Raw genomic sequence first — 25,018 nt, 5'->3', positions numbered from 1 at the left:
CCGGTGACCGAGGTCCGTTCTGTTTCTCCTCCCCCCCCCCCCCCCCCCCCCCCCCCCCCCCCCCCCCCCCCCCCCCCCCCCCCCCCCCCCGGTGCTGGCCCGGATGCTGGGCGACGCCGACTGATCAGGCGTCAGATCCCGCCCTTCTCCCGCCACAGCGCGGCGAGCGACTGATCGCCGGACACGCTGGGTACGGGCCTGCGGTTCCACAGGGCCAGGTACAACTCGTCGGCCGGTCCGGACAGTTCGGCCTCGGCCTGCCCACTCTCCTCGCGCACGGCCACCGGCGGCTCGGCCGTGAGCCGTACGGTCCACACCGCGTCCGTCCCCGCGCCCGGCGCCCGCACCCGCAGCAGGCGTGGCTCCGGTGTGCGCACGCGGCTTTTGGGCCGGGCGTGGAAACCGCGCAGCAACTCGTCGATGCCGTCCAGCGCGAAGTCCGGCGCGATCGGCGACGCCGTACCGCCGCGCGCGGCCTCGGCGTCGTAGCGGTGGATGGTCGTCTCGTGCGCCTGCCGGCGGGTCCAGAACGCCAGCGGTGAGGGGCTGGGCGCCGGGTGGAAGGTCCAGCACCGCACGTCGGCGGGTGCCGCGGCGAGGGTGTCGACCAGAATGCGGTGGCTGTCCCGGTACCAGTCCACCAGCTCGGCGCCGTCGAGGTCCGGCGGGTCGCCGAGGGGCCGCGGCTGCGGGTGTCCGTCGGCGACGAAGGCCGCGGCCCAGCGGTGCACCGCGCCGGTGTGCCGCAGCAGGTCGCGCACCTGCCACTCCGGGCAGGTCGGCACCTTGGCGTCGGTCCCCGCCGCGGCGGCGGCCCCCGCGAGCAGCCGGCCCTCCCGGTCCAGGGTCTGAAGGAAGTCGGCAGTGTCCATGAGGGTGAGTGTGCCGGATGGAGTGCGCTCGAGGACCGGCGCTTCCGGCGTGAGCTGACGGCTGGTTGCCGCCCCCCGGTACGGTTCGGTCGCGCGGCCCGGGCCATGGCGACCAGGGTGCGCCGAGCAAGGCGGGCACGGCGTGCCCGCGCTGCAGCGCGCCGGCATCCGGAGGCCCCGTGATGTCGCGACACGGTCGAATGACCGGCTGACCGCGCTTCGAACGCCACTCGCGGACGCCGGCATCCGGACGCCCCGTGTTGTCACGGCGCAGCCGTGACCGAGGATCCGCCGACTGCGGTGCACGCACCGCCGCCCGTCCTCTCCGCTACGCGCCTACTGCCCGTCTTCTCGGCTTCGCGCCGACTGCCCGTCCTTCGGCTTCCGCGTGGGCCCTCCGTTCTCGATGCCAGGCGCCGACTGCTCGTCCTCTCGGCTTCCGCGGGGACGGTCCGTCCTCGCGGCTACGCGTCGACCGTCCGTCCACAGGCCTCCGCGCCGACGGCCCGTCCTTCGGCTCCGCCTGGGTCCTCCGCGGTCACGGCTTCGCCTGGGTCCTCCGCGGTCAGGGCTTCGCCTGGGTCCTCCGCGGTCAGGGCTTCGCCTGGGTCCTCCGCGGTCACGGGTCCGCCCGGACCCTCCACCCTCACGCTCCGCGTGGATGGTCCGTTCTCACGCACCGCGGCAACCGCCCATCCGTGGGCTTCCGAGCCCAGCCACCCGCTTCCGCGTCAGCCGCCCATCACCCGTCGCGTGCACACCCCGATGACCGCGGCGACGGCGGCCAGTGCCGCGACGCTGGTGAGTGCCGCCGGGAGGGAGAACCAGTCGGCCATGAACCCGATGGCGGGCGGCCCGAGGAGCATGCCGCCGTAGCCCAGTGTCGAGGCGACGGCCACGCCGGACGGGCCGGTCAGTGCGCCGGCCCGCTCGACGGCGACCGGGAAGAGGTTGGCGAGGCCGAGCCCGGTGACGGCGAAGCCGATCAGCGCCGCCCACACGGAGGGCGCGAGCGAGCCGAGCAGCATGCCCGCCGCCGCCACGGTGCCGCCGGCGATCACCGTACGGGCCCGGCCGAGACGCTCCAGCATGGCCGTGCCGGTGGCCCGGCCCAGGGTCATGGCCAGCGCGAAACACGCGTACCCGGCCGACGCCGCGCCGGCCGACGCCGCGAGGTCCTGCTGGAGGTGGAGCGCGCCCCAGTCGGCCATGGCACCCTCGCCGTAGGCGGTGCACAACGCGACCAGCCCGAAGACGACGACCAGCCCGCGGCCACCGGCCCGCCGCGGCGCGGCACGCTCCGGTGCCGCCTTCGGCGAGGGAAGCCGGTCCGCCGGAGCGGGCGGCTCCTGCCGCAGCAGGACGCGTCCCGCGGCGGCCGTGACGAGCAGCCCGGTCAGCGTGAGGCAGAACAGGTGCCGGGCCGGGGAGAGCGCGCCGGCGACCAGCCCGCCGAGACCGGCGCCGATCATGCCGCCGAGGCTGAACGCGGCGTGGAAGGTCGGCATGATCGGCCGCCGCAACGCGGCCACCAGGTCGACGGCGGCGCTGTTGAAGGCGACGTTGATGCCGCCGTAGGCGGCGCCGAAGAGGAGGAGTACGGCGCCGAGGGCGGGTGCCGAGTGGGTCAGCGGGGGGAGGCTGACGCTGAGGGAGAGCAGGACGGCGCAGACCACGGTGACCGGATGGCTGCCGTAGCGGCGGCAGAGCCTCCCGATGAGGGTCATGGTGACCACGGCACCGGCGGAGACACCGAGCAGGGCCAGCCCCAGGTCGCCGGCGGAGGCGTCGGTCTGCTCCTTGATGGCGGGGATACGGACGACCCAGCCCGCGAAGATGAAGCCGTCCAGGGCGAAGAACGCGGTGAGGGCGGCGCGGAGGGGGGTGAGATCACGGCTGTCACCCGGCACGGCGCTGTGCGGAAGGGTTTTGTTTATTTGCGGCACAAAGTCAGCCTAGGCAGGTACGCGGGGAGTGGGCAAGAGATGTGCCGAGGTTGCGGCGGCCCTGGCCGGCAATGCGCCGCTCGGGACACAGCGCTGCCAGGGCCGCCCGTCCATGCATGGACCGAGGCGGCTTGACCTGCGGCGACTTGTGCTTTCCCGGCACGGCGGCGGCGTCAACACGGTGTGCCGGCCCGCTCGTTCTGCGTACTTTCGCGGTCTCCGGACCCGTGCAGCCGTCGGATACAGGTCGGTTAATGCTTGCTCACGAGCTGGTTGCCGAGGGGTGAGCGGTCCATGATGACCCCATGACGTTGGCCTCGCGCGCGCTCGCGCAACTGGCGACCTGGCCCGACCTGAGGCAGGCGGTCCCGAGCTGCGGCCTGGGACAGGCGGTGAGTTCGGCCCAGGGCGAGATCGCCCACTTCCACTCGGACCGCGATGTCGATCTGCGGCTGACCGACCGGGCCGTCCGCCGGTTCGCCAAGGACTTCAGGGACGCGGGGGCGATCCGGATCGTGCCCGGCTCGCAGTGGGTGACCCTGCGCCTCGACGCCGCGAGCGACGTCGACCTGCTGCTGACCCTGGTGAGCGTGGCGCTCCAGGCCCAGCAGGCCTGGCCCGACCCGGCCGACCGGCCGCTGTTCGGCTGCAACGACCAGCGGGGCGCGGGGTTCGTGAAGGCCGACCTCGGCGCCTTCTGAGGTCGCCGGCCGTCACACCGCCAGGACCCGGACGCCCGCTTCCTCGAAGCGCCGCACCGTCTCCTGCCCCACCGCCGTGTCCGTCACGAGCGTGTTCACCAGTTCCGCCCCGCAGATCCGGGCGAACGCCCGCTGGCCCAGCTTGCTGGAGTCCGCGGCGACCACCACCCGCTCGGCGCGCTCGCACAGCAGCCGGTTGATCGCGGCCTCGGCCTCGTCATGGGCCGCCGCGCCGTGTGTGACGTCGAAGGCGACGACACCGAGCACCGCCACGTCGAGCGTGATCTGCCCGAGCACCCCGTCGGCGAGCGGGCCGATGAGTTCGTACGACTGCGGGCGCGCCACACCGCCCGTCACCACGATCTTGAACTGGGGCCGTACGGCAAGCTCGTTGGCGATGTTGAGCGCGTTGGTGACGATGGTCAGCGCGGGCGAGGCGCTGGACAGATCGCCGCGTACGGCCAGGGCGCGGGCCACCTCCGTGGTGGTCGTACCGCCGGTCAGGCCCACCGCCTCGCCCGGCGCCAGCAGATCGGCCACGGCCTTGGCGATGCGCTGCTTCTCGGAGGCGCGGCGGGCCGTCTTGTAGCGGAGCGGGAGTTCGTAGGACACCCCGTGCACCACCGCTCCGCCCCGGGTGCGCACCAGCATCTGCTGCTCGGCGAGCTGGTCGAAGTCCCGGCGGATCGTCGCCGCCGAGACCTCCAGCTCGGCCGCCGCCTCCTCGACCTCGAGCCGGCCGCGTTCGACGAGCAGGTCCAGCAGCGCCTTCCAGCGGGCGTCCCGGGACATCCGCAGCCTCCGTTCTGACGTGTTCCCGGTGACCCTAGCGCACCTCACTCTGCGCCCGAATGCTTGATTGTGCTCGAAAGCTCGCTATATCTTGCAGGAACAATCAGCAAGGGGGAGGGTATGGGCATGACACATGTCGAGAGCGAGCTGAACAGCCAGCCCGAGTGCTGGATGCGGGCGGCCGAGGCGGCGGGGCGGTACCGGGACGCGCTGCCGGGGCCGGGGGAGCGGATCGCGATCGTGGGCTGCGGTACTTCGTACTTCATGGCGCAGGCGGTGGCCGGCCTGCGGGAGGGCGCCGGCCAGGGCGAGACCGACGCGTTCGCGGCCTCCGAGTTCCCACACGGGCGGTCGTACGACCGGGTGGTGGCCCTCACCCGCTCCGGCACCACCACCGAAGTGCTGGAACTGCTGGCCGAGTTGGAGGGCAGGACACGCACCACCGCCGTCACCGGCGATCCGGACACCCCGGTCGCGAGCGCCGCCGACGACCTCGTCGTGCTGGACTTCGCCGACGAACGCTCCGTCGTCCAGACCCGGTTCGCCACCACCGCCGTCACCCTCCTGCGCGCCCACCTCGGCCTGCACACCGACTCCGTCGTCGCCGACGCGCGCACGGCCCTCGCCACTCCTCTTCCCGAAGGACTGGTCGCCTGCACCCAGTTCACCTTCCTCGGGCGCGGCTGGACCGTCGGGCTCGCCCACGAGGCGGGGCTGAAGATGCGTGAGGCCTCGCTGTCCTGGACCGAGACGTATCCGGCGATGGAGTACCGGCACGGACCGATCAGCATCACCACCGAGGGCACGGCCACCTGGATGCTCGGCGAGGCGCCCGGGGGGCTCGCCGAACAGGTCCGGGCCACCGGCGGGCTGTGGATCGACGGCGGACTCGACCCGCTCGCCGAACTCGTCCGCGTCCAGCGGCTCGCGGTCGCCGTCGCCGCCGCCCGCGGCCTCGACCCCGACCAGCCGCGTCATCTCACCCGCTCGGTGATCCTCGCCTCCTGAGCCCCGACCCGCGCCCCGGAAGGACACCTCACGTGCCCCTCGCTTCCACCGGCGAGCTGGTCACCGCCGCCGCCGCAACCCGCTCCGCCGTCGCCGCGTTCAACATCATCACCCTGGAACACGTCGAGGCCGTCATCGCCGGCGCCGAGTCGGCCGGTGCACCCGTCGTCCTCCAGGTCAGCGAGAACGCCGTCAGGTTCCGCTACGGGCGGCTGCTGCCACTGGCCCGGGCGGCCGTCGCCGCCGCCGAACGCGCCACCGTGCCCGTCGCGTTGCACCTGGACCATGTGCAGAGCGACCATCTGCTGCGCCAGGCGCCCGACGCCGGGTTCAGCTCGGTGATGTACGACGCGGCCCGGCTGCCGTACGCCGACAACCTCTCCGCGACCCGGGCCGCCGCCGACTGGGCGCATGCCCAAGGACTGTGGATCGAGGCCGAGCTGGGTCAGGTCGGCGGCAAGGACGGCAGGCCGCCGCTGGACGCCCACGCACCGGGCGCCCGCACCGACCCCTACCAGGCGTGCGACTTCGTGGCCGGCACCGGCGTGGACGCGCTCGCCGTCGCCATCGGCAGCGTGCACGCGATGACCACCCGCACCGCCGCCCTCGACCACGGCCTGCTCAAACGGCTGTCCGCCGCGCTGTCCGTCCCGCTCGTCCTGCACGGCTCCTCCGGCGTGCCGGACGACGGCCTGGTCGCGGCGGTCGCCGGTGGCATCGCCAAGGTCAACGTGGGCACGGCGCTGAACGTTGCCATGACCGGCGCGATCCGGGACTTCCTCGCCGCCCATCCCGAAGCGGTCGACTCGCGCAAGTACCTCAGCGTGGGCCGGGATGCGATGGCTACCGAGGTCCGGCGGATCATCGGGGTCCTCGGCTAGGCGTCCGTCCGCGGCTCAGCCCCTCTTGACAGCCCTCAGCACCACGAACTTCGGGTCACTCGCCACCAGTTCACAGTTGCCGAACAGCCGCCTCAGCTTCACGTGATACCCCAGATGCCGGTTCCCGATCACCCACAGCTCACCCCCCGGCCGAAGCGAGCGCAACGCCCCCGTGAACATGCGCCACGCCGTCGCGTCGCTCGTCGCCTGGTGGGAGTGGAACGGCGGGTTGTTCAGGACCAGGTCCACAGTGCCCGGCGCCACCCCGGCCAGCCCGTCCCCGACCCGGAACTCCGCGTGCCCGGGCACGCCGTTCGCCTTGTACGTCGCCTCCGCCGAGGCCACCGCCTGGAACGACTCGTCCACGAACAGCACTTCGGCCGTCGGGTCCGCCAGCGCCACCGCCGTACCGACGACGCCGTTGCCGCACCCGAGGTCCACGACGCGGCCCGCTCCCGGTCCGGGCAGGTGCCGCAGGAGGAACCGGGTGCCGATGTCGAGCCGGTCGGCGCAGAACACGCCCGCGTGGTTGACGACCGTACGCCCGGAGACCGCGCCGATGCCGTCCGGGAGCACATAGCTGTACGGCCACGGGTTCTCGGGCCGGTCCGGCGCCGGGCCCGGGGTGCAGAAGATCAGCCGGGCCTTCTGCCGGGCCAGTGAGGTCCGGGTCGGCCCGATGATCCGCTCGAACAACTGGAGCGTGGAGGTGTGGATCTCCTTCACCATGCCGGTGCCGACGACCACCGTGTCCGGGTGCACGGCGGGCGCCAGCCGCAGCAGTTGGTCCTCCAGCAGCGCCAGGCTCTTCGGCACCCGCACCAGCAGCACGTCCACCCGCTCCGGCGGCGGATCCTGGGTGGTGAGCAGCCGGACGGCACCGGGCTCGACCCCGGCCCGCGCCAGGTTCGCCCGGGTCGCCTCCTGGCTCAGGAAGGAGTCGGTGATCTGCGTCGGCCGGTGCTCCGCGAGCGCCGTGACCAGCGCGCCCCAGCGGTCCCCGAGCACCACGACCGAGCCCGTGAGCGGCACCCCCTCCTCGGCCAGGTGCCGCAGCAGGTACGCGTCGGAGGCGTCCCAGGCGCGCAGCCGGTCGCGGGGATCCTCGGGGAAGCGGGACAGCTCGATCTCGCCCCACGGTGTCGTCATACGGTCGCTCATCGTGCCTCCCAGGCTAGCCGAGCCGCAGCTCAGGAGTGGTGGGGCAGGATGGGGGTGTGGACGCGGAGCTGTTTGCCAGGGAGCGCGCGGAGGTCGCGCCGGGCGCCGTGCACGTCCCGGACTGGCTGGACGCCGGCCGGCAGCGCGACCTCCTCGCCGCCTGCCGCGCGTGGGCGCGGCCACCGGCCGGCCTGCGCACCGTCCGCACCCCCGGCGGCGGCACGATGACCGCCCGGCAGGTCTGTCTGGGCTGGCACTGGTACCCGTACGCCTACGCCCGCACGGCCGTCGACGGTGACGGCGCCCCCGTGAAACCGTTCCCGGCCTGGCTCGGCGAGCTGGGCCGGCGCGCCGCGGTCACCGCGCTGGGCCCGCAGGAGCCGTACGCGTACGACATCGCGCTGATCAACTTCTACGACGGCGACGCCCGCATGGGCATGCACCGCGACAGCGACGAGAAGGCGGACGCGCCGGTGGTCTCCCTCAGCCTCGGCGACACCTGCGTCTTCCGCTTCGGCACCACCGGGACACGCGCGAAGCCCTACACGGACGTCGAGCTGCGCAGCGGGGACCTGTTCGTCTTCGGCGGTCCCTCCCGGCTCGCCTACCACGGCGTACCGCGCGTGCACCCGGGCACGGCCCCGCCCGGGCTGGGCCTGGCCGGACGGCTGAACATCACCCTGCGGGTGAGCGGCCTGTAGGGCCCTGTCCGGCGGATCCTGCCGTGGACGCGGGGCCCCATCGCGTCGACGCCCTCCTCCCTGCACCCGGACGCGCCGGATCCCGCTCCCCTGCGCCGATGAGGCGCCGTCACCGTCCCGCGACCTGATCCGCCGGACAGGCCTGGCCGGCGGCGCCGGCCACCGCGGGTGCGGATCATGGGAGACTCGCCTTCATGAGCGGCAAGGCGGATCCCCGGACGGCGGGGGAGAGGACCACCTCGAGAGCGCGGCTGGACCGGGGGCGCGGCGCGCTCGGACCCGCGCTGGAGCTGGTGCACACCGGGCGGGCGCCGACCCGGGCCGTGCTCACCGCGGAACTCGGGGTCACCCGGGCGACGGCGGGGGCGGTGGCCGCCGAGCTGGAGGCGCTCGGGCTGATCCGGGTGGACGCCCGGCCGGGCGCCGCGGCCGGCTCCCAGGGCCGGCCCTCGCACCGGCTGGAGGTCGCCGAGGACGGCCCGGTGGTCCTCGCCGCGCAGGTCCACGCCGACGGGTTCCGGGCCGCGCTGGTCGGTCTCGGCGGGCGGATCGTGGCGACCGCGCCCGGCTGCGAGACCGTCGACGCGGACCCGGCGAAGGTGCTCGGCTCGGTCGTCGAGGCGGGTGCGGAACTGCTGCGCAGGACCGGCCGCCGCTGCGTCGGCGCCGGACTCGCCGTGCCGTCCGCCGTGGCCGAACCGGACGGCCTCGCCCTCAACCCGCTGCACCTGGCCTGGCCCGTCGGCGCACCGGTCCGGCGGATCTTCGCGGAGTGCGTCCGCGCCGCGGGTATCAGCGGCCCGGCCTTCGCGGGCAACGACGTCAACCTCGCCGCGCTCGCCGAACACCGGCACGGCGCCGGGCGGGGCGCCCGGGACCTGCTGTGCGTGGCCACCGGTCACCGGGGCGTCGGTGGCGCGCTGGTGCTGGACGGCCGCCTGCACACCGGCAGTTCGGGACTCGCCCTGGAGGTCGGTCACCTCACCGTCAACCCGGAGGGCAGGCCCTGCCACTGCGGCAGCCGCGGCTGTCTGGACGTCGAGGCCGACCCGCTGGCCCTGCTCGTCGAGGCCGGCCGTGAGCCGGGCCCCGAGGTGTCCCTGCTCCAGCAGGCCGGCGACCTGCTGCGCACGCAGTACGCCGACCCGGCCGTCCGTACCGCCGCCGAGGCCCTGATCGACCGGCTGGGCCTGGGCCTGGCCGGCCTGGTCAACATCCTCAACCCGGACCGCATCATCCTCGGCGGCCTCCACCGCACCTTCCTGGACGCCGACCCCGGTCGGCTGCGCGCGGTCGTCGCCGACCGCAGCCTGTGGGGCCAGAGCGGCGGCGTACCGATCCTGCCCTGCACGCTCGACCACAACAGCCTCGTCGGGGCGGCCGAACTGGCCTGGCAGCCGGTGCTCGACGACCCCCTGGGCGCGCTGCGGTGACCGCTTCGGCCGTGGAAATCCTGCCCGCCCGCCGCATCCGCCTGGTCGAGACGGCCCTGCCGGAGCTGTCGGGCCGCCACCGATCGGCGATGGACCGCGCGTGGGAGCAGGCCGTACGAGCCAACCCGGCCCTGTTCGACGGCCCGGTGGCCGCGCTGACCGGACTCGAACGGGACGGCGCCGACGGCCTGGTGCTGTCCTGGGCACGGGCCACCTACCGGTACCGGGCCCTGCGCCAGGTGCCCGACGCTCCCGCGTACGCGTCCCTGTTCGTGTCCGTGGCACAGCCGGCCGACGACGGACGCCTGACGGTGGGCAGGATGGCGCCCTCGACCGCGGCTCCGGGCCGCTGGCAGCTGCCCGGCGGCACCGTCGAACCGCCTGACGGTGACGGCGGGTTGGATCTCATGACGCTGCGGGCGCACGCGGCCCGCGAACTGGCCGAGGAGATCGGCTCCGACACCCCCGCCGACGCCTTGACGGCGTGGCTGACCACCCGCGGCGGTGGCGGCAACGTCGGCGTGGTGTTCACCGCCCCGCCGCGGCCCGCAGGGGAGTTGCACGACCGGTACGCGGAGCTGGTGAGGACGGAGACCGCCCGGGGCCGCGACCCCGAGTTCGACCGGATCGAGCTGATCGGCCCGACCACCGGCCTGGAGCCGCTCGACGGACCGCATGTCGACTATCTGCGACCGGTACTCGGCGCCTACACGGACGCCTGAGCCCGCACCCGGGGCACCAACCCCGATCACAAGCCAGGGCCGGCACCCGGCCCTGACCGCGGAACCAGCGGTCGGCCGCCTCGCGCACCAGCCCCGGTGCGGCGGCACGAACAGCACCAGGCCGGTGACCGTGACCGTCCGGCCGACCAGGGGATCCGGCAACCGCGCCGGAACACCCGCCACGGCCACACCCGCCTCGCTCTCGTCCAGCCGGGCCGGCGCGCAGATCCGTCGGGGGCGTGGGGACCTGCGCGACCAGCCACAGAAGGGCAGTCACCGCCAGTCGACGGCGAACGCCCGCCCTGGATGATCGGTAAGCACCCGGTCCACCAGCTCCACACCCAACTCCAGCTCGAGCCGCGGCCGAGCCCTGCGCAGCAGATACGGCATGCCGGGCCCGCCGTCGACCGAGCGGCCGCCGGGGACCACGGTGTCGCCGCCGAGCAGCAGCCGGTCGCCGAAACCGGCCTCCGCCAGGGCCCGTACCGCCTCCGGCATCCGCCAGTCGGTTCCGTGGTGGGCGCGGGAGGGCCCGTCGAAGGCCAGCCAGCAGCCCGACGCGGCGGCCTGGTGCTGCACCACCGGGTCGGGGAAGCGGTTCAGATGGCCGAGGATCACCCGGTCGCCGGGCACGTCCAACTCGCCGCACAGCAGGTCGATCACGTCCAGCGCGCCGGTGCCCAGCTCCAGGTGCACGGCGATGGGCGCGCCGGTGGCATGGTGCGCCTCGGCCGCCGCCGTCATGGTCCAGCGGGCGTGCGCGTCGAGTGCGTGGAAGCCGCCCGCCACCTTGATGAGACCGGCACGCACCCCGGTCGTACCGATGCCGTCGGTCAGCTCGGACACGAACAGCTCGGCGAGGCCGGTACCGCGCAGCCTGCCGAGCAACTCGGCGTCGTAGTGCGCGGCTTGATGCAGCCCTGTGGCGCACACCAGCCGCACACCGGTGGCCCGGGACAGCTCCGCAAGCTCCGCCGTCCGCCGTCCCATTCCGTACGGCGTCCACTGGACGACGGCCGCTCCGCCCGCCGCCCGGAACGCGGCCAGCTCGGCCCGCGCCGCCGCCACGTCGTGCAGTTCCTGCCCGGGCAGCTGCGGGCTGCGCAGGAAGAGATGGTCGTGCGCGTCGCACACGCCCAGTTCCTCGGGCGGGATGTCGCCGAGTACCGTGCGGACCCGGCTCACCACTGCCGTCCGCGCGGGAGCCGGTCCCGGCCGGGGGCGGACAGGTGCAGCACCTGGTAGAGGTCACCGTCGGCCTTGGGAGTGTCGTGCTCCCAGAGCGAGAAGTGGACCAGCTCCCAGGCCCGCGTGTCGACGGCGGACGCCGCCAGCACCGCGCCGTCCTCCGCCGCCAGCCGCCCGGTCTCGGCCGCCGCGTCCGCCATGAATGCCGCCAACTCCACGCCGTCCGGCACCGGTTGGCGCCGGCGCACGGCGAACGAGGGTGCGGAACCGGTGGCGGCGCCCTCCTCGAACGCCAGGCCGGTCCACTGTCGTATCGCAGGCCGCCCGAAGTCGTCGACGGGGCGCTGGAAGGACCCTCCCCACAGGAATCCGTTCATGCCCTCCATCGTGTTCCAGAGGTAGAACGGCCCGTACTGGTTCACCGGCGAGCCGTGCACCCCGCGCTCGCGCAGCACGTACGTCTTGATGCCGAGGCCGTCCCAGTCGTCCAGCACAGGGGCGACACGGGCGACGCGGGAGCGGATGATGCCCATGTCGTAGTCCGCGGGCAGGGTGAACTCGTACTGCATGGCGTGCATGTCCCGGGTCCCTTCTCGGGTCTCAGTCTCAGGCGGGGTGGGCGGCCACGTGCGCGTGCCACTCGGTCGTCGTGCCGTCCTCGGCGGCCTCCACGACCGCCAGGTGGGTCATGAAGGTGCGGGGCGCGGCGCCGTGCCAGTGCAATTCGTCCGGCTCGATCCACACCGTGTCGCCCGCACGGATCGCCTCCACCTCACCGCCCTCGCGCTGCACCAGCCCCTCGCCCTCCAGCACGTGCAGCACCTGCCCGTGCGGATGCCGGTGCCAGGCCGTGTGGGCGCCCGGGGCGAAGTGGACGTTGAACATGCGCAGCCGGGACGGAGCCGGGGGCGCGGCTATCTCGTCCAGCCAGACCGTGCCGGTGAAGTTCTCCGCCGGGCCCTGCCGGGTGTCGGGACGCCGCCTGGTGATGTGCACGTGACTCAGTTCTCCCGTCCGGGGGTTCGGGGGGCGAGCAGGGAGAGCAGACCGCGCACCCCGGCGTCGAAGGCGGCGGGGGAGCCGGAGGCGCGGGCGAGGACATAGCCGCCCTGTACGGTCGCGAGGACGGCCGCGCCGATCTCCTCACCGTCCAGCGAGGGTGCGAACTGCCCTTGCCGCTTGCCTTCTTCGACGAGTCCCGCGATCCGCTCCCGCATCCACGCGAGCGTCTCGTCCACCGGTGCGCGCAGCTCGTCGCTGGCGATCACGTCCGGGTCCATGGTCAGCCGGCCGACGGGGCAGCCGCGCAGCACGTCACGCTCGCGCAGCAGATAGGCCTCGATCCGCTCGTAGGGCGTGCCCGGCCCGTTCAGGACGCGCTCCAGCGAGGCGCGCAGCTCGTCGGCGGTGCGCCGGATCGCCGCCCGGGCGAGATCCGGCTTGCCCTTGAAGTGGTGGTACATGCTGCCCTGGCCGGCGCCGGCGCGCTCCAGGATCGCCTTGGGGCTCGTGCCCACGTACCCGCGCTCCCACAGCAGTTCACGGGTGGACTCGATCAGTCGTTCCGGGGTGCTCATGCACTCATTGTACATACTAGTAGTTACAGCCCGCCGGTCCCGGGGGAGCAGCCGCACCCCGCCCCCGTACTCCCGCCGAGGTACGCGCACTGCCGCCGGCCGCACGACGACCCGGACCCCCTGCCGGAGGGAGTCTCGTGGCAAGCCCCGAAGAGCGGGGAAGACCGAGGCGACAACGGAGATGACCCGCGATGCAGAACCTGGCCGACTGGGGCGGCGGCGGACCCGGCCCGTGGATCCTGTTCTTCCCGCTGATCTGGGTGGCCGTCGTGATCGGCGCCGTCACCTTCCTGCGGCGCACCGGCCTGCGCCGCGGCGGCCCCTGGCGTTCGACGGACGGCGGACGGCCCGCGGGGGACTCGCCGCTCGCGGTGCTCGGCCGCCGCTTCGCCTCGGGCGAGATCGACGAGGACGAGTACTGGCGCCGCCTGTCCGTCCTGGAGGAGCGGTTCGGCCGCACGGGCAAGGGAGGCGCGGCATGACCACGACGACGGCACCGCGGGCGGCGGCCCGCGTCGTGGACGCGGTCAAGGTGTACGGCGGCGGCGACACCGCCGTACGCGCCCTGGACGGCGTCGGCGTCTCCTTTCCCGCCGGACGCTTCACCGCGATCACGGGTCCCTCGGGCTCCGGCAAGTCCACCCTCATGCACTGCGCGGCCGGCCTCGACACGCTCACCTCCGGCGCCGCCTACATCGGCGACACCGAGCTCGGCGCGCTCGACGACCGCCGCCGGTCGCTGCTGCGCCGCGACCGGGTCGGCTTCGTCTTCCAGGCGTTCAACCTGGTGCCGACGCTGACCGTCGCCGAGAACATCACCCTGCCCCTGGACCTGGCCGGGCGGCGCGGCGACCGGGAGTGGATCGACGTCCGTGAGGTCCTCGCCCGGGCGGCTGGGAGTCGCCGACCGGTGCGGGAGGCCTATGTCCCGGACACTCCCGGCGCGCCCGCCAGGGCGGGACCGGGAGCCGCGGCGCCGACCGGCGTTCTGGCGGCACCGGGCGCGACGGCGCCCGCGGACGCTGCGGCGACCGGCGCTACGGCGCCTATGGGCGCTGCCGCACCGACCGGTGCCGCGGCGGCCACCGGGATAGCGGAGTGGACAGGGGCGGCCCTGGCCGTCGGTCGCGGCTCCGCCGTGCGGCGCCGCACACTCGCCGGATGCGGCCGCACCACCGCCGGTGCGGACAGCGTGAACCAGACGACCTTGCCGTTCTCGCCGTCCGGCCGTGCCCCCCAGCTCTCGCTGACCGCCGCCACCATGGCCAGCCCCCGGCCACAGGTGGCCAGCGGGCCGGCGTCGGGCGCGACCGCGGCGTCGGCCGGCACCGGAAGCCGTGGATCGTTGTCGCGCACCGAGACGGTGAGCCGGTCCGGTGCCAGCTCCAGCTCGACCGTGCACGACTTGTCGGGCCTCGCGTGCCGGTGGACGTTGCTCAGCAGCTCCGTCACACCGAGCGCGGCCCGGTCTATCAACGCGTCCATGTGCCAGTAGCGCAACTGTGCAGATACGATTCTGCGGACCTGGCCGATCCGCGACGGCAGGGCCTGGAGCTCCACCGTGCAGTGCCTGCTCGGGTGACTGATCACGGCTGCGACTCCCCGATGTAGAGGTCCGAAAGGGACCGGAAGAACACGGAGAACAACGGATCCAGCAGGGTGTTTGCGTCCAAACGTCCGCCTGCTGATGGCCGGCGGGCTGGTTCGCAGCGTTATCGCCGGTAAACCCAGAGTGACGTGAGACCAGCGTGACGCAGCGGATGCCCGTCCGCAACTCGCCGCAACGGACCGCTGCTCACAGGTGCGCGGCCGTACGGCCCAGCGTGTGCGGCCGTACGTTTCCTCAGCCGCCGCGCCCGGCGGCGCGCCGCACCGCCTCGATGAACCGCCGTGCCGCGGGCGGACCCGGCTCGCCCGGCGCGGGGTCGCGCTCGCCCAGCGTCAGCAGGTACCGCTTGCCGTTGAGGTCGGCCAGTGCCTTGTCGTCCGGCCCGAACCACGGCTTGGAGGCGCGCACCGCCTGCACCGGCGCGCTGTCGATCTCGCTGCCGTAGCTGGTGAGCAACTCCAGCCTGCCGTCGTTGATCCGGACCTGCCCGGCCCGGGTGAGCGAACGCAGCCGCTTGCCGATCCGCACGCCCTTGGCCGTGAACTCAGGCTCCGCCATCCTTCGCCGCCCCCTTGCCCGTGTGCTTCTGCGATCCAGTGTGCGCCCCCGTCAGGGCCCCGTCCGACGGACGACCGTCCCGTCGCGTGCAGTCTGCCTCCGTGCGGCCGGGAGCACCAGTACACGCGGGGCGCCTGTGGCAGCCGCCCGGAGCACTCCCGCCAAATGCGCCCCCGGACGCCTCGCGCGCCTGTGCCCCAGGGCGGCTTTGGGTCGCTCAAAGATGCGTTTATGCAGGTGGGAAGCGGTCTTAAAGATGCCTATGCTCGAGGGTGCCGGCCGCGCGAGGCGTCGTCGGCGCCCAGCGTAAGGAGCACCGCCGTGAGCACCACCCACCAGACCCGGACCGGCGCGACCCTCGACGTCGACCGCAGCGACGCCGCCTATCGCGACTGGCTGAAAGAAGCCGTCCGCAAGGTCCAGGCCGACGCCAACCGCTCGGCGGACACACACCTGCTGCGCTTCCCGCTCCCCGAGCACTGGGGCATCGACCTCTATCTGAAGGACGAGTCGACACATCCCACCGGAAGCCTCAAGCACCGCCTCGCCCGCTCCCTGTTCCTCTACGGCCTCTGCAATGGCTGGATCCGTCCCGGCCGACCGGTGATAGAGGCCTCCAGCGGCTCGACCGCCGTCTCCGAGGCCTACTTCGCGAAGCTGATCGGCGTGCCCTTCATCGCGGTGATGCCGCGCACGACCAGCGCCGAGAAGTGCCGACTCATCGAGTTCCACGGCGGCCGGTGCCACTTCGTGGACGACTCCCGCAAGATGTACGAGGAGTCCGCACGTCTCGCGGTGGAGACCGGCGGCCACTACATGGACCAGTTCACCTACGCCGAGCGGGCCACCGACTGGCGCGGCAACAACAACATCGCCGAATCCATCTTCCGTCAGCTGGAGTTGGAGCGGTTCCCGGAGCCCGCGTGGATCGTCGCCACGGCCGGCACCGGCGGCACCTCCGCGACCCTCGCCCGCTACGTCCACTACATGCAGTACGACACCCGCATCTGCGTCGCCGACCCGGACAACTCCTGCTTCTTCGAGGGCTGGACCACCGGCGATCCGGACGTCACCTGCGACTGCGGCTCCCGGATCGAGGGCATCGGCCGCCCGCGCATGGAGCCGAGCTTCGTGCCCGGCGCGATCGACCGGATGATGAAGGTCCCGGACGCGGCCAGCGTCGCCGCCGTACGCGCCCTGGAGCGGGCCATCGGCCGCAAGGCGGGCGGCTCCACGGGCACCGGACTGTGGAGCGCGCTGAAGATCGTCTCCGAGATGGTGGCCGCAGGGCGTACCGGCAGCGTCGTCACCCTGCTGTGTGACCCGGGCGACCGCTACCTCGACAAGTACTACTCCGACGCCTGGCTCGCGGCGCAGGGCCTGGACGTCACGCCGTACACGGCGGCGATCGAGACCCTGCTGACGACAGGGGTGTGGCCGGACTGAGCCGGCGGGAGGGTCAGCCCAGGCGCCGGTCCAGGTGCGCGACCGCACCGCGGAAGGCGCGGCCCAGCCCCGGGCGGGCGAGAGTCCACAGCAGGCGGAACGCCGCCGTCCCGTCGAGCGCGAAGGTCATCTGCACCCGGGTCCCGGTGCCGGCCGGGGCAAGTCGCCACTCCTCGACCCAGGCGCGCGCGCCCGGCATGTTCGTCACGTCGACGCGATAGGCGTACAGCTCCGGCGCCTTGGCTGCGACCACCGACTCCTCGAAGCGGCCGCCGCCGCGCAGCCGCACCTCGCGACCGCCGCCGGCCGGCCGGACGGAAGCCACCCCGGGGAACCATTCCGACCAGCCGGCCGGGTCCTCGGCGAGCGCGCGGAAGACCTTCTCCGGCTCCGCGGCGATCTCCCGGGCGAAGACCAGGCGTACAGGGGCCGTCTCGACGAAGTCGATACCGACCGGGCGCAGACGATGAGCCATGGTGCGAAACCCCCTCGGGAAGCCCCTTCGCGGAACGGGGTGTTGCGCCGCCAGCCTAACTGGCACACCGTCAGATGTCGTCGGTGTAGTGGCCCTCCGCGTCCGGCTCGCCCGCCACCAGCAGCCGCGGCAGGTGTTCCGAGATCTCCGCCCGGGCCTCGGCCGGCAGCCCCGCGTCGGTGACGAGCGTGTCCACCTGCTCCAGCGCGGCGAAGGAACTCAGGCCCACCGTCCCCCACTTGGTGTGGTCGGCGACCACCACGACCCGGCGTGCCGAGTGCACCAGCCGCCGGTTCGTCTCCGCCTCCGCGAGGTTCGGTGTGGACAGACCGGCCTCCACCGATATGCCGTGCACCCCGAGGAACAGCAGATCGAAGTGGAGGGCCGCGATCGCCTGGTCGGCAACGGGCCCCACCAGCGAGTCCGACGGGGTCCGCACGCCGCCGGTCAGCACCACCGTGGCCGCGCCCTGCCGCTGGCCCGAGGTGCGCTGCGCCGCGTGGAAGACGTCCGCGACCCGCACCGAGTTCGTCACCACGGTCAGGTCGGGCACCTCCAGCAGGTGCTGCGCGAGCGCGTACGTCGTCGTACCTCCGGACAGGGCGATCGCCGTGCCCGGGGTGACCAGCTTGGCGGCGGCCCGGGCGATGTCCTCCTTGGCGGTCAGCTCCAGACCCGACTTGGCCTCGAACCCCGGCTCGTGGGTGCTCGCCTCGACCACGGGCACTGCCCCGCCGTGCACCTTCTCCAGCACACCCTGACGGGCGAGGGCGTCCAGGTCACGGCGGACGGTCATGTCCGACACGCCGAGCTTGCGGGTCAGTTCGTTGACCCGCACACCGCCCCGGCGCCGGACCTCGTCCAGGATCAGGGCGCGGCGCTGCTCCGCGAGGAGGTTCTGATTCTCACTCACGTACGCTCCGGTCCTTTCGCCGCCATCCGTCCGACACACCCGGCGCACCGCCCCCGACCAGGAGCTTCCATCCGGCGGAGATGCGCGGGCGTCCCATCCTTTCACGGGTCGGTACGGGTTGCGCCACACCTGTCACGGGCCGCAGGTGCCCCTCGGGCCACATGTGCCACCCGCGCCCCGGCGCTCCCGCCGCCGTCACCCGGATCGGGGAGATTCCCTGACAAGGGGTGCACGCAGCCGGCGCAGCCGAGATCCTAGGCCCGCATCGGCACAGGCCTTCGGGCGCGTCACGGGGGTGCGAGAACAGTGGACCGCACACGGGAAAGCCCCAGTGGGGAGCAGGCGGACAGCGCTGCGGGGCCGGCGGACGACCGGCCCGGCCCGCCTCCCGCGCCGGAGGCCGAGCTGGAGCTGATGGTGCACGGGGTGGGCGGGACCACCCCCGAGAAGATGCTCGGCGACCCGCGTACCGTCCGGATCACCGGTGACGACACGGCCGCCGTCTTCCGGCGCGCCGAGGACGTGGCGGCGAAAGGATCCCGGGACGAGCCGGTCCGGGAGGCGTACGTCTGGTGCAACCTCACCTCCGGCGACGGCAGCCGCGCCCTGTGGCTGGTGTTGCTGCCGTTCATGGTGGTCAACCTCGCCCACTGGATGCGCCCCGCCGTAGCCGGCCGGCACCGCGGCGTCCGTCTGTACGGCCTCCTCGTGCGGCTGGCCGCCCTCACCCTGACCGTGCTCCTGGTGGCCGCCGTCTGCGAGGTGGCCCTGGACCTGGTGGCCTGGCAGTGCGCCGGCGTCCATGACTGCGTCCGACGCCACTCCTGGCTGACCTTCCTCGCGCCCCGTGCCTCCGCGGCCTTCGACGGGCACGGCAGCTGGTGGAGCCTGCCCGGCCGCCGGCTGGCCCTTGCCGCGCTGGTGCCGACCGCGCTGACCTGCCTGCTCTGGTACCTCTCGCACCGAACCTGGAGCGCGTACGAGTCCCACCAGCCGATGTCCCACGACCCCGGACCGGACACCGACGGCAGCGCGCTGGCCATGCCCGGCTTCTGGTACGGGCGCCGCCTCGTGGCCCGGCTGCGCGCCGCGCACACCGCGGCGGCCCTGCTGACCGTCGCCGCCGCCCTGGCGACCCCGGCGGCCCGCTTCGACCACCAGCCGGGCGGCCCCGCCGCCCTGCAGTGCGTGAGCGGGCTGCTCACCGCGGCCCTGCTGGCCTGGGCGGCGGCGGTGGTGGCCGTGGTCTGCCGCCGGGGCCGCAGCGAGATGCGCCTCGATCAGCAGACCGACCGGCACCTCGTACGACTCCTGCCGCTGGGCGCGTTCGCCCTGCTGTTGCTCACCGTGGTCTACGCCGGCTGGGCCCGCCCCGGCTGGCGGTCCACCGGGCGGCTGCCGGGCGACCCGGCCTTCGGGGCCCTGATGCTGACCCAGGGGCTGCTGGTCGTCGCGCTCGCCGTGGTGGCCCGGTATCTGCACCGGCGCACTCCCGATCCGCGCGCCGGGATGCGTGGCCTCGGCGGACCGGCCGTCGCGCTGCTCGCCTGCGCGCTGGGCGGTGTGATGTCCGGCGGGCTCGCGCAGCGCGTCGCGGACTGGCTGGACGGCACCCGCGCCCTGCTCCCCGGGCCGCCCCTCCTGCTGACCTGGCAGGCGTCCACGATCCCGCCGGTGCTCGCGGTCCTGCTGCTCCTCGCCGCCGGGCTGGGGACGCAGACCGCCCGGCTGGCCCGCGCCGAACGCGACCGCGTCCGCCACGAGCACCCCGGCGAACCCGAGGACCCCGGCCGTACCCGCGCCATCGCCCATGTCCGCGCGATGGCCACCCTCACCGACCGGGCACCCCTCGTCGTCGCCGTGCTCACCGCCACCACCCTGCTGCTCGGCGGTGTGGCGCTGGCCGGCGCGCTGACCACACGGACGACGCCCGACGGAGCGGCCCGCCGCACCTACGACGCCCTCCAGGCCGTCGCCGAGACCTCGCAGGCGCTGGGATCCTGGCTGGTCGGCCTCGGCTTTGTGCTCTTCGTGACCTGGGGCAGGCGTGCCTACAAGGACGCCTCGGCACGGCGCACGATCGGCATCCTGTGGGACGTCGGCACCTTCTGGCCGCGGGCCGCGCACCCCTTCGCACCGCCCTGCTACGCCGAGCGCGCGGTACCGGACCTGACCTGGCGCGTCGCGACCTGGACGCACCGCACCGGAGGCCGTCTGGTCCTCTCCGGTCACTCCCAGGGCAGCGTCCTGGCCGTGGCCGCCGCCTGGCAGCTGCCCCCGTCCGTGCGCGGCCGGATCGCTCTGCTGACCTACGGCTCCCCGCTGGAGCGCCTGTACGGCCGCTGGTTCCCGGCCCACTTCGGACCGCCCGCGCTCGCCGCCCTGCACCGCGACGTCGCCTGCTGGGGCAACCTCTACCGCCGTACCGACCCCATCGGCGGCCCCGTCCGCGTCCCCGACGGCGTGACCCCGGAGGTCGACCACGCCCCTCTGCGGGACCCGCTCATCTACGGCCGCACACCCGAGCACCCTCTCCCGGCGCCCATCCTCGGTCACTCGGACTACCAGGCGGACCCGGCCTTCGGCCGCACACGGGCCCGCCTGCTGAGCCGGCTGCACCCGGAACTGCCGGCACCGCGACCGGAGCCGCCGGCCCCGCGGTGACGCCCGCCAGGCCGGTGCTCGACTGCTCAACGACCGGGAAACGTGTGCGGCCGGACGCTCAGGGCAGCTCCGGCAGGTCCTCCGCGAACAGCAGGGTCAGGTCGTCGGTGCTGGGGTCGTCCAGCTGGGCGACACGGCCCGCGTGCCGTTCCACCATCGCCTCGAAAGTCTGCCGGGCGGTGCGGCCGTTGCCGAACGCCGGGCCCTTCGGGAGGACCGTGAAGTACTTCAGCAGCGCCTCGGACGCGCCGGGTGCCAGCCGGTACTCGTGCTCTTCGGCCTGCTGGTCCACGATCCTGAGCAGCTCCTCGGGGCCGTAGTCGCCGAAGGTGATGGTGCGGGAGAAGCGGGAGGCGACACCGGGGTTGACGGACAGGAAGCGCTCCATCTCCGCCGTGTAGCCGGCGACGATCACCACCACCGCGTCCCGGTGGTCCTCCATCAGCTTCACCAGGGTGTCGATGGCCTCCTTGCCGAAGTCACGCCCGCCGTCCTCCGGGGACAACGCGTACGCCTCGTCGATGAACAGCACACCGCCGCGCGCCTTATCGAACGCCTCCTGGGTGCGGATCGCCGTGGAGCCGATGTGCTCACCGACCAGGTCGACCCGCGACACCTCGACCAGGTGCCCCTTCTCCAGCACGCCGAGCGAGGCGAGGATCTCGCCGTAGAGCCGGGCCACCGTCGTCTTGCCGGTGCCGGGAGAGCCGGTGAAGACCAGATGCCGCTTGACCGAGGCCGCCTTCAGACCCGCCTGCTGCCGCCGCCGGCCCACCTCGATCATGTCGGTCAGCGCCCGCACCTCCCGCTTGACGCTCTCCAGGCCCACGAGCGCGTCCAGTTCCCCGAGCACGTCCTTCGACGTCCGCACCGGCTTGTCCGGCGCGGCGGCGGCGATCAGGGGCTCCTGCTCCGTGCTGCGCTGCCCGGGGATCGAACCGAGCACCCCGGGGGAGTGCGACACCGTCTGTACGGCGGCCTCGCGGGCCGGGGACGGCCGCAGACCGCCGCTCTCGTCACTGGTGCAGTCCTCCACCACCGGACCCGTCCCGGACCCGGCGTCCGGGCCCGCGTCCGCGAACTCGTAACCACCGCGCGCACAGCGCTCCGTGCGGCACCTGCGCAGCGTCGCACGGCAGCCGTCGATCACATGGAAGCCGTAGCCGCCGCTGCCGCTGACCCGGCAGTTCAGGAAGCTTCCGCGACCGCCCGCGGAGATGTAGAAACCCGCCTCGGCGGGGGAGTCCACCGTGCAGCGCTCGATGGTCGGATCGGCGCCCTTGGTGACGATCACACCGGTCTGGGTGCCGTCCAGGGTGCAGTTGTTCAGCGTGCCGCCGCTGCCGTGGTCGCGGAACCACGCTCCGGTCGCCGCCTCCCGGATCCGGCAGTCGTCGAGCTGCGCGGTGGCCCCGTCGCTCACCGACACCGCCGTGTTGCGCACCTGCGACAGGTCGCTGTCCACGACGTCCGCGCGCGAACCGCGGTCCAGTACGAACAGGGCGTCCGGCACGTCGTGCACCCGGCAGGACTCGAGGACGGCGGTGGCGCCGTCGCTGATCCACACCGCCGGATAGTCCCCGGTGCTGTCGAAGATCTCGCACTGGTTGGCGTCCACCCGGGTCCCCGGGTCCCACACCGACAGGCCGTTGCGCCCGAACTGACGAACCGTCGTGCGGGTCAGCGTGAGCACCGAGCGGGAGCGCAGGTCGACCGCGTTCTCCGGGATGTCGTGGATGCGGCAGTCGGCGAGCGTGAGCACCGCGTCCGTGTCCAGGGTGACGCCGTCGGCGGTGGTGCGGTGCACATCGCAGTCGGTCAGATGAGCCGTGGCCCGCTGGGTGACCTGCACGCCGGAGCCGCGGACCTCGTAGATCTCGCAACCCACCGCCTCCAGCGACGAGTTCTCGCCCGTCGCGGTCAGCCCGGTCCCGGAGGCGTGGTGCACCCGGCAGCGCTCCAGGCGCGGGCGGGCACCGCCCCGCACGGCCACGCCCGCCTGCCCGGCCGCGACGACCTCGCACTCCTCGAACACCCCGCTCGCGCCGTCGAGCACGGCGATGCCGATGCCGGCCGGGTTGTCGACGGTGCACCGGCGCACGGTGGGACGGGCGCCGCCGCGCACCTCGATACCCGCCGCGGACCGGGTGACGATCCGCACGTCCATCAGCTCGGGCGTGCCCTCCTCGACCAGCAGCGCGGGCGCCGCCGCGTCCTGTCCCTCCACATGGAGGTCCTGCACCACGGCGGAGGCGCACACGGTGAGCGGCACACCGTCCACGGGCGCGATCCGTACCGAGCCGGGTGATCCCTCGGGGCCACGGAGCGTCACCGCCCGCTGCACGACGAGGTTTTCCCGGTAGGTGCCCGGGGCGATGGTGAGGACGTCGCCGTCGGTGGCGGCCTCCAGGGCGGCGGCGAGCGAGGCGTACTCGCCCGTGCGGCGCCGCCACCGCGACGTACCGGTGTGCGTCACCTGGACCGTGCCCTGTGCCATGGCGTTGCTGTGCCCCCACCTCGTCGTCCTGACGGCTCGCTCCCGGAGGGGCCGCGCCGCCGGTGCCGGGACCGCGACCGTGCTCAGCCCCTGGGGCTGGTGCGCGTTCGCACTCCCGAAGCTGCGTGCCTCTGCGGTTCGCTCGTCCGCGGGTTGTCGCCGAAAGCGCTTCGGCCGGTCCACCGTAGCGTGTGCGTGCAGGGTGGGTTGACCAGAGCCGGAAGGCCGTCAGCTGCCGGTGCCCGCCTTGCCCCAGTCCGGGCCGGCCCGGTCCCAGGCCTGGTCCCAGCGTGCGTACCGTATGCGGACCATGTGCCAGACGGTCAGCCGCCGGGCGGCTTCGACCAGGCCCGTGGCCAGCAGGGCCGCGCCGATCCCGGCGAGCACCGCGTGTGTCGTCGCGGTGGGGGAGTCCAGCGGGCGGGTCGTTATTCGGCCCTGCGGGTCCGTCCAGAGCCTGAAGTGGTCCCCCGTGTGCGGGGACTTGAGGTCCGCCAGGGTCGGGCCGTGCCGGTGGGTGCCGTCCGGTGCGGTCCAGTCCGCCAGAACACGGCGGTGGGTCTCGCGCGCCGTGGAGGTGTCGGGGTCGGTCTCCAGCGGGACCTGACCCAGGTCACGCATCACCGTGGCCGTGACGAGGTGGCGTGTGCGCTGCTGCTCGCGCACGGACCGCTGCAGCGAATGCTGGGCGGCGGCGCCGACCAGCCATGCGGTCACGGGCGCGGCCACGGCGATCAGCACGAGCGCCACGAGGGCCACCCACGCCTCGGCCAGATCGGTCGTGCGCCGCAGCGGATTGCGCCGCCAGCGCCACAGGCCACTGATCGCCCGCACGTCCCCACCCCCTCCCGCTCCGTCATAACCCCCCGCGCGGGCGCGCATCCGCGGCCCGGCGCAAGAGAGAGCGACATCACGTCAGCCGCGGACGGTCCCGCACGCGGCCTCTCAGGAATCTCTCGTGCTTCTCCCAACGACGGGGACCCCCCTCCGGTTCCCCCGCCATCGAGCCGGGGCGGGTGCTACTCCAGCACCCGTACCGGATCCCCGACCCTGATCGTGCCGGTCGAGAGGGGCACGAGGTTCTGGCCGAAGATCAGCCGCGCGCCGGCCTTGCGGTGGCGCGCCAGGGTCCGCAGGGGCTCTCGGCCGCGCACGGCGGTGTCCTGGTCGACGGTGGTGACGACACAGCGTCCGCTCGCCTTCGCGACGCGGAAGACCACGTCACCGACGGAGATCCGCGACCAGTGGTCCTCCGCCCAGGCATCGGCGCCGGCGACGACGACGTTGGGCCGGAAGCGGTTCATCGGCAGCGGGCCCTCGTGGGCCTGGGCGCCCTCGGCTATCAGGGAGTTCAGGGCGTCGAGGGAGGCGGTCGTGGTGATCAGCAAGGGGTAGCCGTCGGCGAAGCTCACCGTCTCGCCGGGCAGGGCGTACTCGGGATCGACCGGGCGGCGGGTGGCCGGATCGTCCATGTGGACCAGGCGGACGTCCGTGCGCAGATAGGCGCTGCACCAGGTGTGTGCGGCCTCGGCCGCCGGGACCGCCTCGACCTTCGTGCCGAAGACGTTCACCGGCACGGTGCCGGCCGGCTCGGGCACCGACACCGTCAGCGGTGCCTGACCGGGCGCGGACAGACGAACGCCGCCGCCGGGCAGAAGCTCGGCGGCGGCCAGCGCGAGACGCGGCTGTTCGCGTTGTGTGACGACCTTTCCCCCGTCGTCGATCAGTGTCCAGCGCCGGTCTCCGGCCAGGCCCCAGGGCTCCACCACAGCCTCCCGGGGTGCCTGGCCCCGGAACGCTTTGACCGGATGGACGTGAATCGACTGCACTTCGGCGTTCTCCATGACGCCATCGTGCCAGGAGGCACCGACAGC

General features: G+C 73.6%; 24 protein-coding genes and 1 pseudogene. 10 read left to right on the top strand and 15 right to left on the bottom strand.

What is annotated here, in order from left to right; translation table 11 throughout:
- Positions 1 to 131 precede the first annotated feature (131 nt).
- Both ACZ7GZ_RS36805 and ACZ7GZ_RS36800 read right to left on the bottom strand, forming a co-directional pair.
- A complete protein-coding gene (locus tag ACZ7GZ_RS36805) occupies positions 132 to 872 on the bottom strand; it encodes a maleylpyruvate isomerase family mycothiol-dependent enzyme (protein ID WP_471031216.1) in 741 nt (246 codons plus the stop codon).
- Between the two features lie 731 nt (positions 873 to 1,603).
- Positions 1,604 to 2,782: an MFS transporter gene (locus ACZ7GZ_RS36800; protein WP_471031223.1), complete on the bottom strand. Its 1,179-nt coding sequence runs from the start codon at positions 2,780 to 2,782 to the stop codon at positions 1,604 to 1,606.
- A 341-nt stretch (positions 2,783 to 3,123) separates the two neighbouring features.
- Between ACZ7GZ_RS36800 and ACZ7GZ_RS36795 the strand changes: the two genes are divergently transcribed.
- Positions 3,124 to 3,519 carry a luciferase domain-containing protein gene (locus ACZ7GZ_RS36795; RefSeq protein ID WP_471031214.1) on the top strand — a complete coding sequence of 132 codons (396 nt, stop codon included), beginning with the start codon at positions 3,124 to 3,126 and terminating at the stop codon, positions 3,517 to 3,519.
- Between the two features lie 12 nt (positions 3,520 to 3,531).
- On the opposite strand, the gene ACZ7GZ_RS36790 is transcribed toward ACZ7GZ_RS36795, so the two are convergent.
- Entirely contained in the window at positions 3,532 to 4,311 is a 780-nt protein-coding gene (locus tag ACZ7GZ_RS36790) for a DeoR/GlpR family DNA-binding transcription regulator (RefSeq protein ID WP_471031213.1), read from the bottom strand.
- 126 nt (positions 4,312 to 4,437) lie between these two features.
- Here ACZ7GZ_RS36790 and ACZ7GZ_RS36785 point away from each other — a divergent pair, with 126 nt between their 5' ends.
- Both ACZ7GZ_RS36785 and ACZ7GZ_RS36780 read left to right on the top strand, forming a co-directional pair.
- Complete coding sequence (locus tag ACZ7GZ_RS36785; protein WP_471031211.1) at positions 4,438 to 5,319, top strand: SIS domain-containing protein; 882 nt, start codon at positions 4,438 to 4,440, stop codon at positions 5,317 to 5,319.
- 32 nt (positions 5,320 to 5,351) lie between these two features.
- Positions 5,352 to 6,200: a class II fructose-bisphosphate aldolase gene (locus tag ACZ7GZ_RS36780; RefSeq protein ID WP_471031210.1), complete on the top strand. Its 849-nt coding sequence runs from the start codon at positions 5,352 to 5,354 to the stop codon at positions 6,198 to 6,200.
- A gap of 15 nt (positions 6,201 to 6,215) precedes the next feature.
- Here the strand turns inward: ACZ7GZ_RS36780 and ACZ7GZ_RS36775 are convergent, their stop codons facing one another.
- Positions 6,216 to 7,349: a methyltransferase gene (locus tag ACZ7GZ_RS36775; protein ID WP_471031221.1), complete on the bottom strand. Its 1,134-nt coding sequence runs from the start codon at positions 7,347 to 7,349 to the stop codon at positions 6,216 to 6,218.
- A 68-nt stretch (positions 7,350 to 7,417) separates the two neighbouring features.
- Between ACZ7GZ_RS36775 and ACZ7GZ_RS36770 the strand changes: the two genes are divergently transcribed.
- From ACZ7GZ_RS36770 to ACZ7GZ_RS36760, 3 genes are all read left to right on the top strand, one after another.
- Entirely contained in the window at positions 7,418 to 8,062 is a 645-nt protein-coding gene (locus ACZ7GZ_RS36770; RefSeq protein ID WP_471031208.1) for an alpha-ketoglutarate-dependent dioxygenase AlkB family protein, read from the top strand.
- Between the two features lie 194 nt (positions 8,063 to 8,256).
- Positions 8,257 to 9,495, top strand: coding sequence for an ROK family protein (locus ACZ7GZ_RS36765; protein WP_471031207.1), 1,239 nt, complete (start codon positions 8,257 to 8,259; stop codon positions 9,493 to 9,495).
- An 11-nt stretch (positions 9,496 to 9,506) separates the two neighbouring features.
- Positions 9,507 to 10,217: an NUDIX hydrolase gene (locus tag ACZ7GZ_RS36760; protein WP_471031204.1), complete on the top strand. Its 711-nt coding sequence runs from the start codon at positions 9,507 to 9,509 to the stop codon at positions 10,215 to 10,217.
- A 273-nt stretch (positions 10,218 to 10,490) separates the two neighbouring features.
- Here the strand turns inward: ACZ7GZ_RS36760 and ACZ7GZ_RS36755 are convergent, their stop codons facing one another.
- The 4 genes from ACZ7GZ_RS36755 to ACZ7GZ_RS36740 are packed head-to-tail and all read right to left on the bottom strand — an operon-like array spanning position 10,491 to position 12,982.
- Positions 10,491 to 11,402 (bottom strand): phosphotriesterase family protein, encoded by a 912-nt coding sequence (locus tag ACZ7GZ_RS36755; protein ID WP_471031202.1) that lies wholly within the window; start codon positions 11,400 to 11,402, stop codon positions 10,491 to 10,493.
- Positions 11,399 to 11,983, bottom strand: a complete 585-nt coding sequence (locus tag ACZ7GZ_RS36750; RefSeq protein WP_471031201.1) for a DUF4865 family protein — start codon at positions 11,981 to 11,983, stop codon at positions 11,399 to 11,401. Before ACZ7GZ_RS36750 ends, ACZ7GZ_RS36755 begins: the two co-directional genes overlap by 4 nt.
- 28 nt (positions 11,984 to 12,011) lie before the next feature.
- Positions 12,012 to 12,401, bottom strand: coding sequence for a (R)-mandelonitrile lyase (locus ACZ7GZ_RS36745; RefSeq protein WP_471031198.1), 390 nt, complete (start codon positions 12,399 to 12,401; stop codon positions 12,012 to 12,014).
- A gap of 5 nt (positions 12,402 to 12,406) precedes the next feature.
- Positions 12,407 to 12,982 (bottom strand): TetR/AcrR family transcriptional regulator, encoded by a 576-nt coding sequence (locus tag ACZ7GZ_RS36740; RefSeq protein ID WP_471031196.1) that lies wholly within the window; start codon positions 12,980 to 12,982, stop codon positions 12,407 to 12,409.
- A 191-nt stretch (positions 12,983 to 13,173) separates the two neighbouring features.
- Here ACZ7GZ_RS36740 and ACZ7GZ_RS36735 point away from each other — a divergent pair, with 191 nt between their 5' ends.
- On the top strand, positions 13,174 to 13,464 hold the full coding sequence (locus ACZ7GZ_RS36735; RefSeq protein WP_471031195.1) for an SHOCT domain-containing protein: 291 nt from the start codon (positions 13,174 to 13,176) through the stop codon (positions 13,462 to 13,464).
- Positions 13,461 to 13,850 (top strand): annotated as a pseudogene (locus ACZ7GZ_RS36730) (ATP-binding cassette domain-containing protein); the annotation flags it as partial. The gene ACZ7GZ_RS36735 and the pseudogene ACZ7GZ_RS36730, both read left to right, overlap by 4 nt.
- A 53-nt stretch (positions 13,851 to 13,903) precedes the next feature.
- Here ACZ7GZ_RS36730 and ACZ7GZ_RS36725 read toward each other — a convergent pair.
- Both ACZ7GZ_RS36725 and ACZ7GZ_RS36720 read right to left on the bottom strand, forming a co-directional pair.
- Positions 13,904 to 14,572, bottom strand: coding sequence for an ATP-binding protein (locus ACZ7GZ_RS36725; protein ID WP_471031220.1), 669 nt, complete (start codon positions 14,570 to 14,572; stop codon positions 13,904 to 13,906).
- A gap of 253 nt (positions 14,573 to 14,825) precedes the next feature.
- Positions 14,826 to 15,149: a hypothetical protein gene (locus ACZ7GZ_RS36720; RefSeq protein ID WP_471031193.1), complete on the bottom strand. Its 324-nt coding sequence runs from the start codon at positions 15,147 to 15,149 to the stop codon at positions 14,826 to 14,828.
- Positions 15,150 to 15,470: 321 nt separating this feature from the next.
- Between ACZ7GZ_RS36720 and cds1 the strand changes: the two genes are divergently transcribed.
- Positions 15,471 to 16,595: an L-cysteine desulfhydrase Cds1 gene (gene cds1 / locus ACZ7GZ_RS36715; protein WP_471031191.1), complete on the top strand. Its 1,125-nt coding sequence runs from the start codon at positions 15,471 to 15,473 to the stop codon at positions 16,593 to 16,595.
- A 13-nt stretch (positions 16,596 to 16,608) separates the two neighbouring features.
- On the opposite strand, the gene ACZ7GZ_RS36710 is transcribed toward cds1, so the two are convergent.
- Positions 16,609 to 17,070, bottom strand: coding sequence for an SRPBCC family protein (locus tag ACZ7GZ_RS36710; protein ID WP_471031188.1), 462 nt, complete (start codon positions 17,068 to 17,070; stop codon positions 16,609 to 16,611).
- A gap of 70 nt (positions 17,071 to 17,140) precedes the next feature.
- Positions 17,141 to 17,983, bottom strand: coding sequence for a DeoR/GlpR family DNA-binding transcription regulator (locus ACZ7GZ_RS36705; RefSeq protein WP_471031186.1), 843 nt, complete (start codon positions 17,981 to 17,983; stop codon positions 17,141 to 17,143).
- A gap of 306 nt (positions 17,984 to 18,289) precedes the next feature.
- Here ACZ7GZ_RS36705 and ACZ7GZ_RS36700 point away from each other — a divergent pair, with 306 nt between their 5' ends.
- Positions 18,290 to 20,647: a hypothetical protein gene (locus ACZ7GZ_RS36700; protein WP_471031184.1), complete on the top strand. Its 2,358-nt coding sequence runs from the start codon at positions 18,290 to 18,292 to the stop codon at positions 20,645 to 20,647.
- A gap of 58 nt (positions 20,648 to 20,705) precedes the next feature.
- Here ACZ7GZ_RS36700 and ACZ7GZ_RS36695 read toward each other — a convergent pair whose 3' ends face one another.
- From ACZ7GZ_RS36695 to ACZ7GZ_RS36685, 3 genes are all read right to left on the bottom strand, one after another.
- Positions 20,706 to 23,144 (bottom strand): right-handed parallel beta-helix repeat-containing protein, encoded by a 2,439-nt coding sequence (locus ACZ7GZ_RS36695; protein WP_471031181.1) that lies wholly within the window; start codon positions 23,142 to 23,144, stop codon positions 20,706 to 20,708.
- 228 nt (positions 23,145 to 23,372) lie between these two features.
- Entirely contained in the window at positions 23,373 to 23,978 is a 606-nt protein-coding gene (locus tag ACZ7GZ_RS36690; protein WP_471031179.1) for an Rv1733c family protein, read from the bottom strand.
- Between the two features lie 185 nt (positions 23,979 to 24,163).
- The gene (locus ACZ7GZ_RS36685; RefSeq protein ID WP_471031177.1) at positions 24,164 to 24,988 is read right to left on the bottom strand and encodes an MOSC domain-containing protein; all 825 of its coding nucleotides are present in this window, start codon (positions 24,986 to 24,988) and stop codon (positions 24,164 to 24,166) included.
- Positions 24,989 to 25,018 lie beyond the last annotated feature (30 nt).

This window comes from Streptomyces sp. NPDC037288 (genome assembly GCF_055603265.1).
The sequence above is the reverse complement of the archived record's forward strand: the minus strand, read 5'-3'. Positions and strand labels throughout refer to the sequence as shown.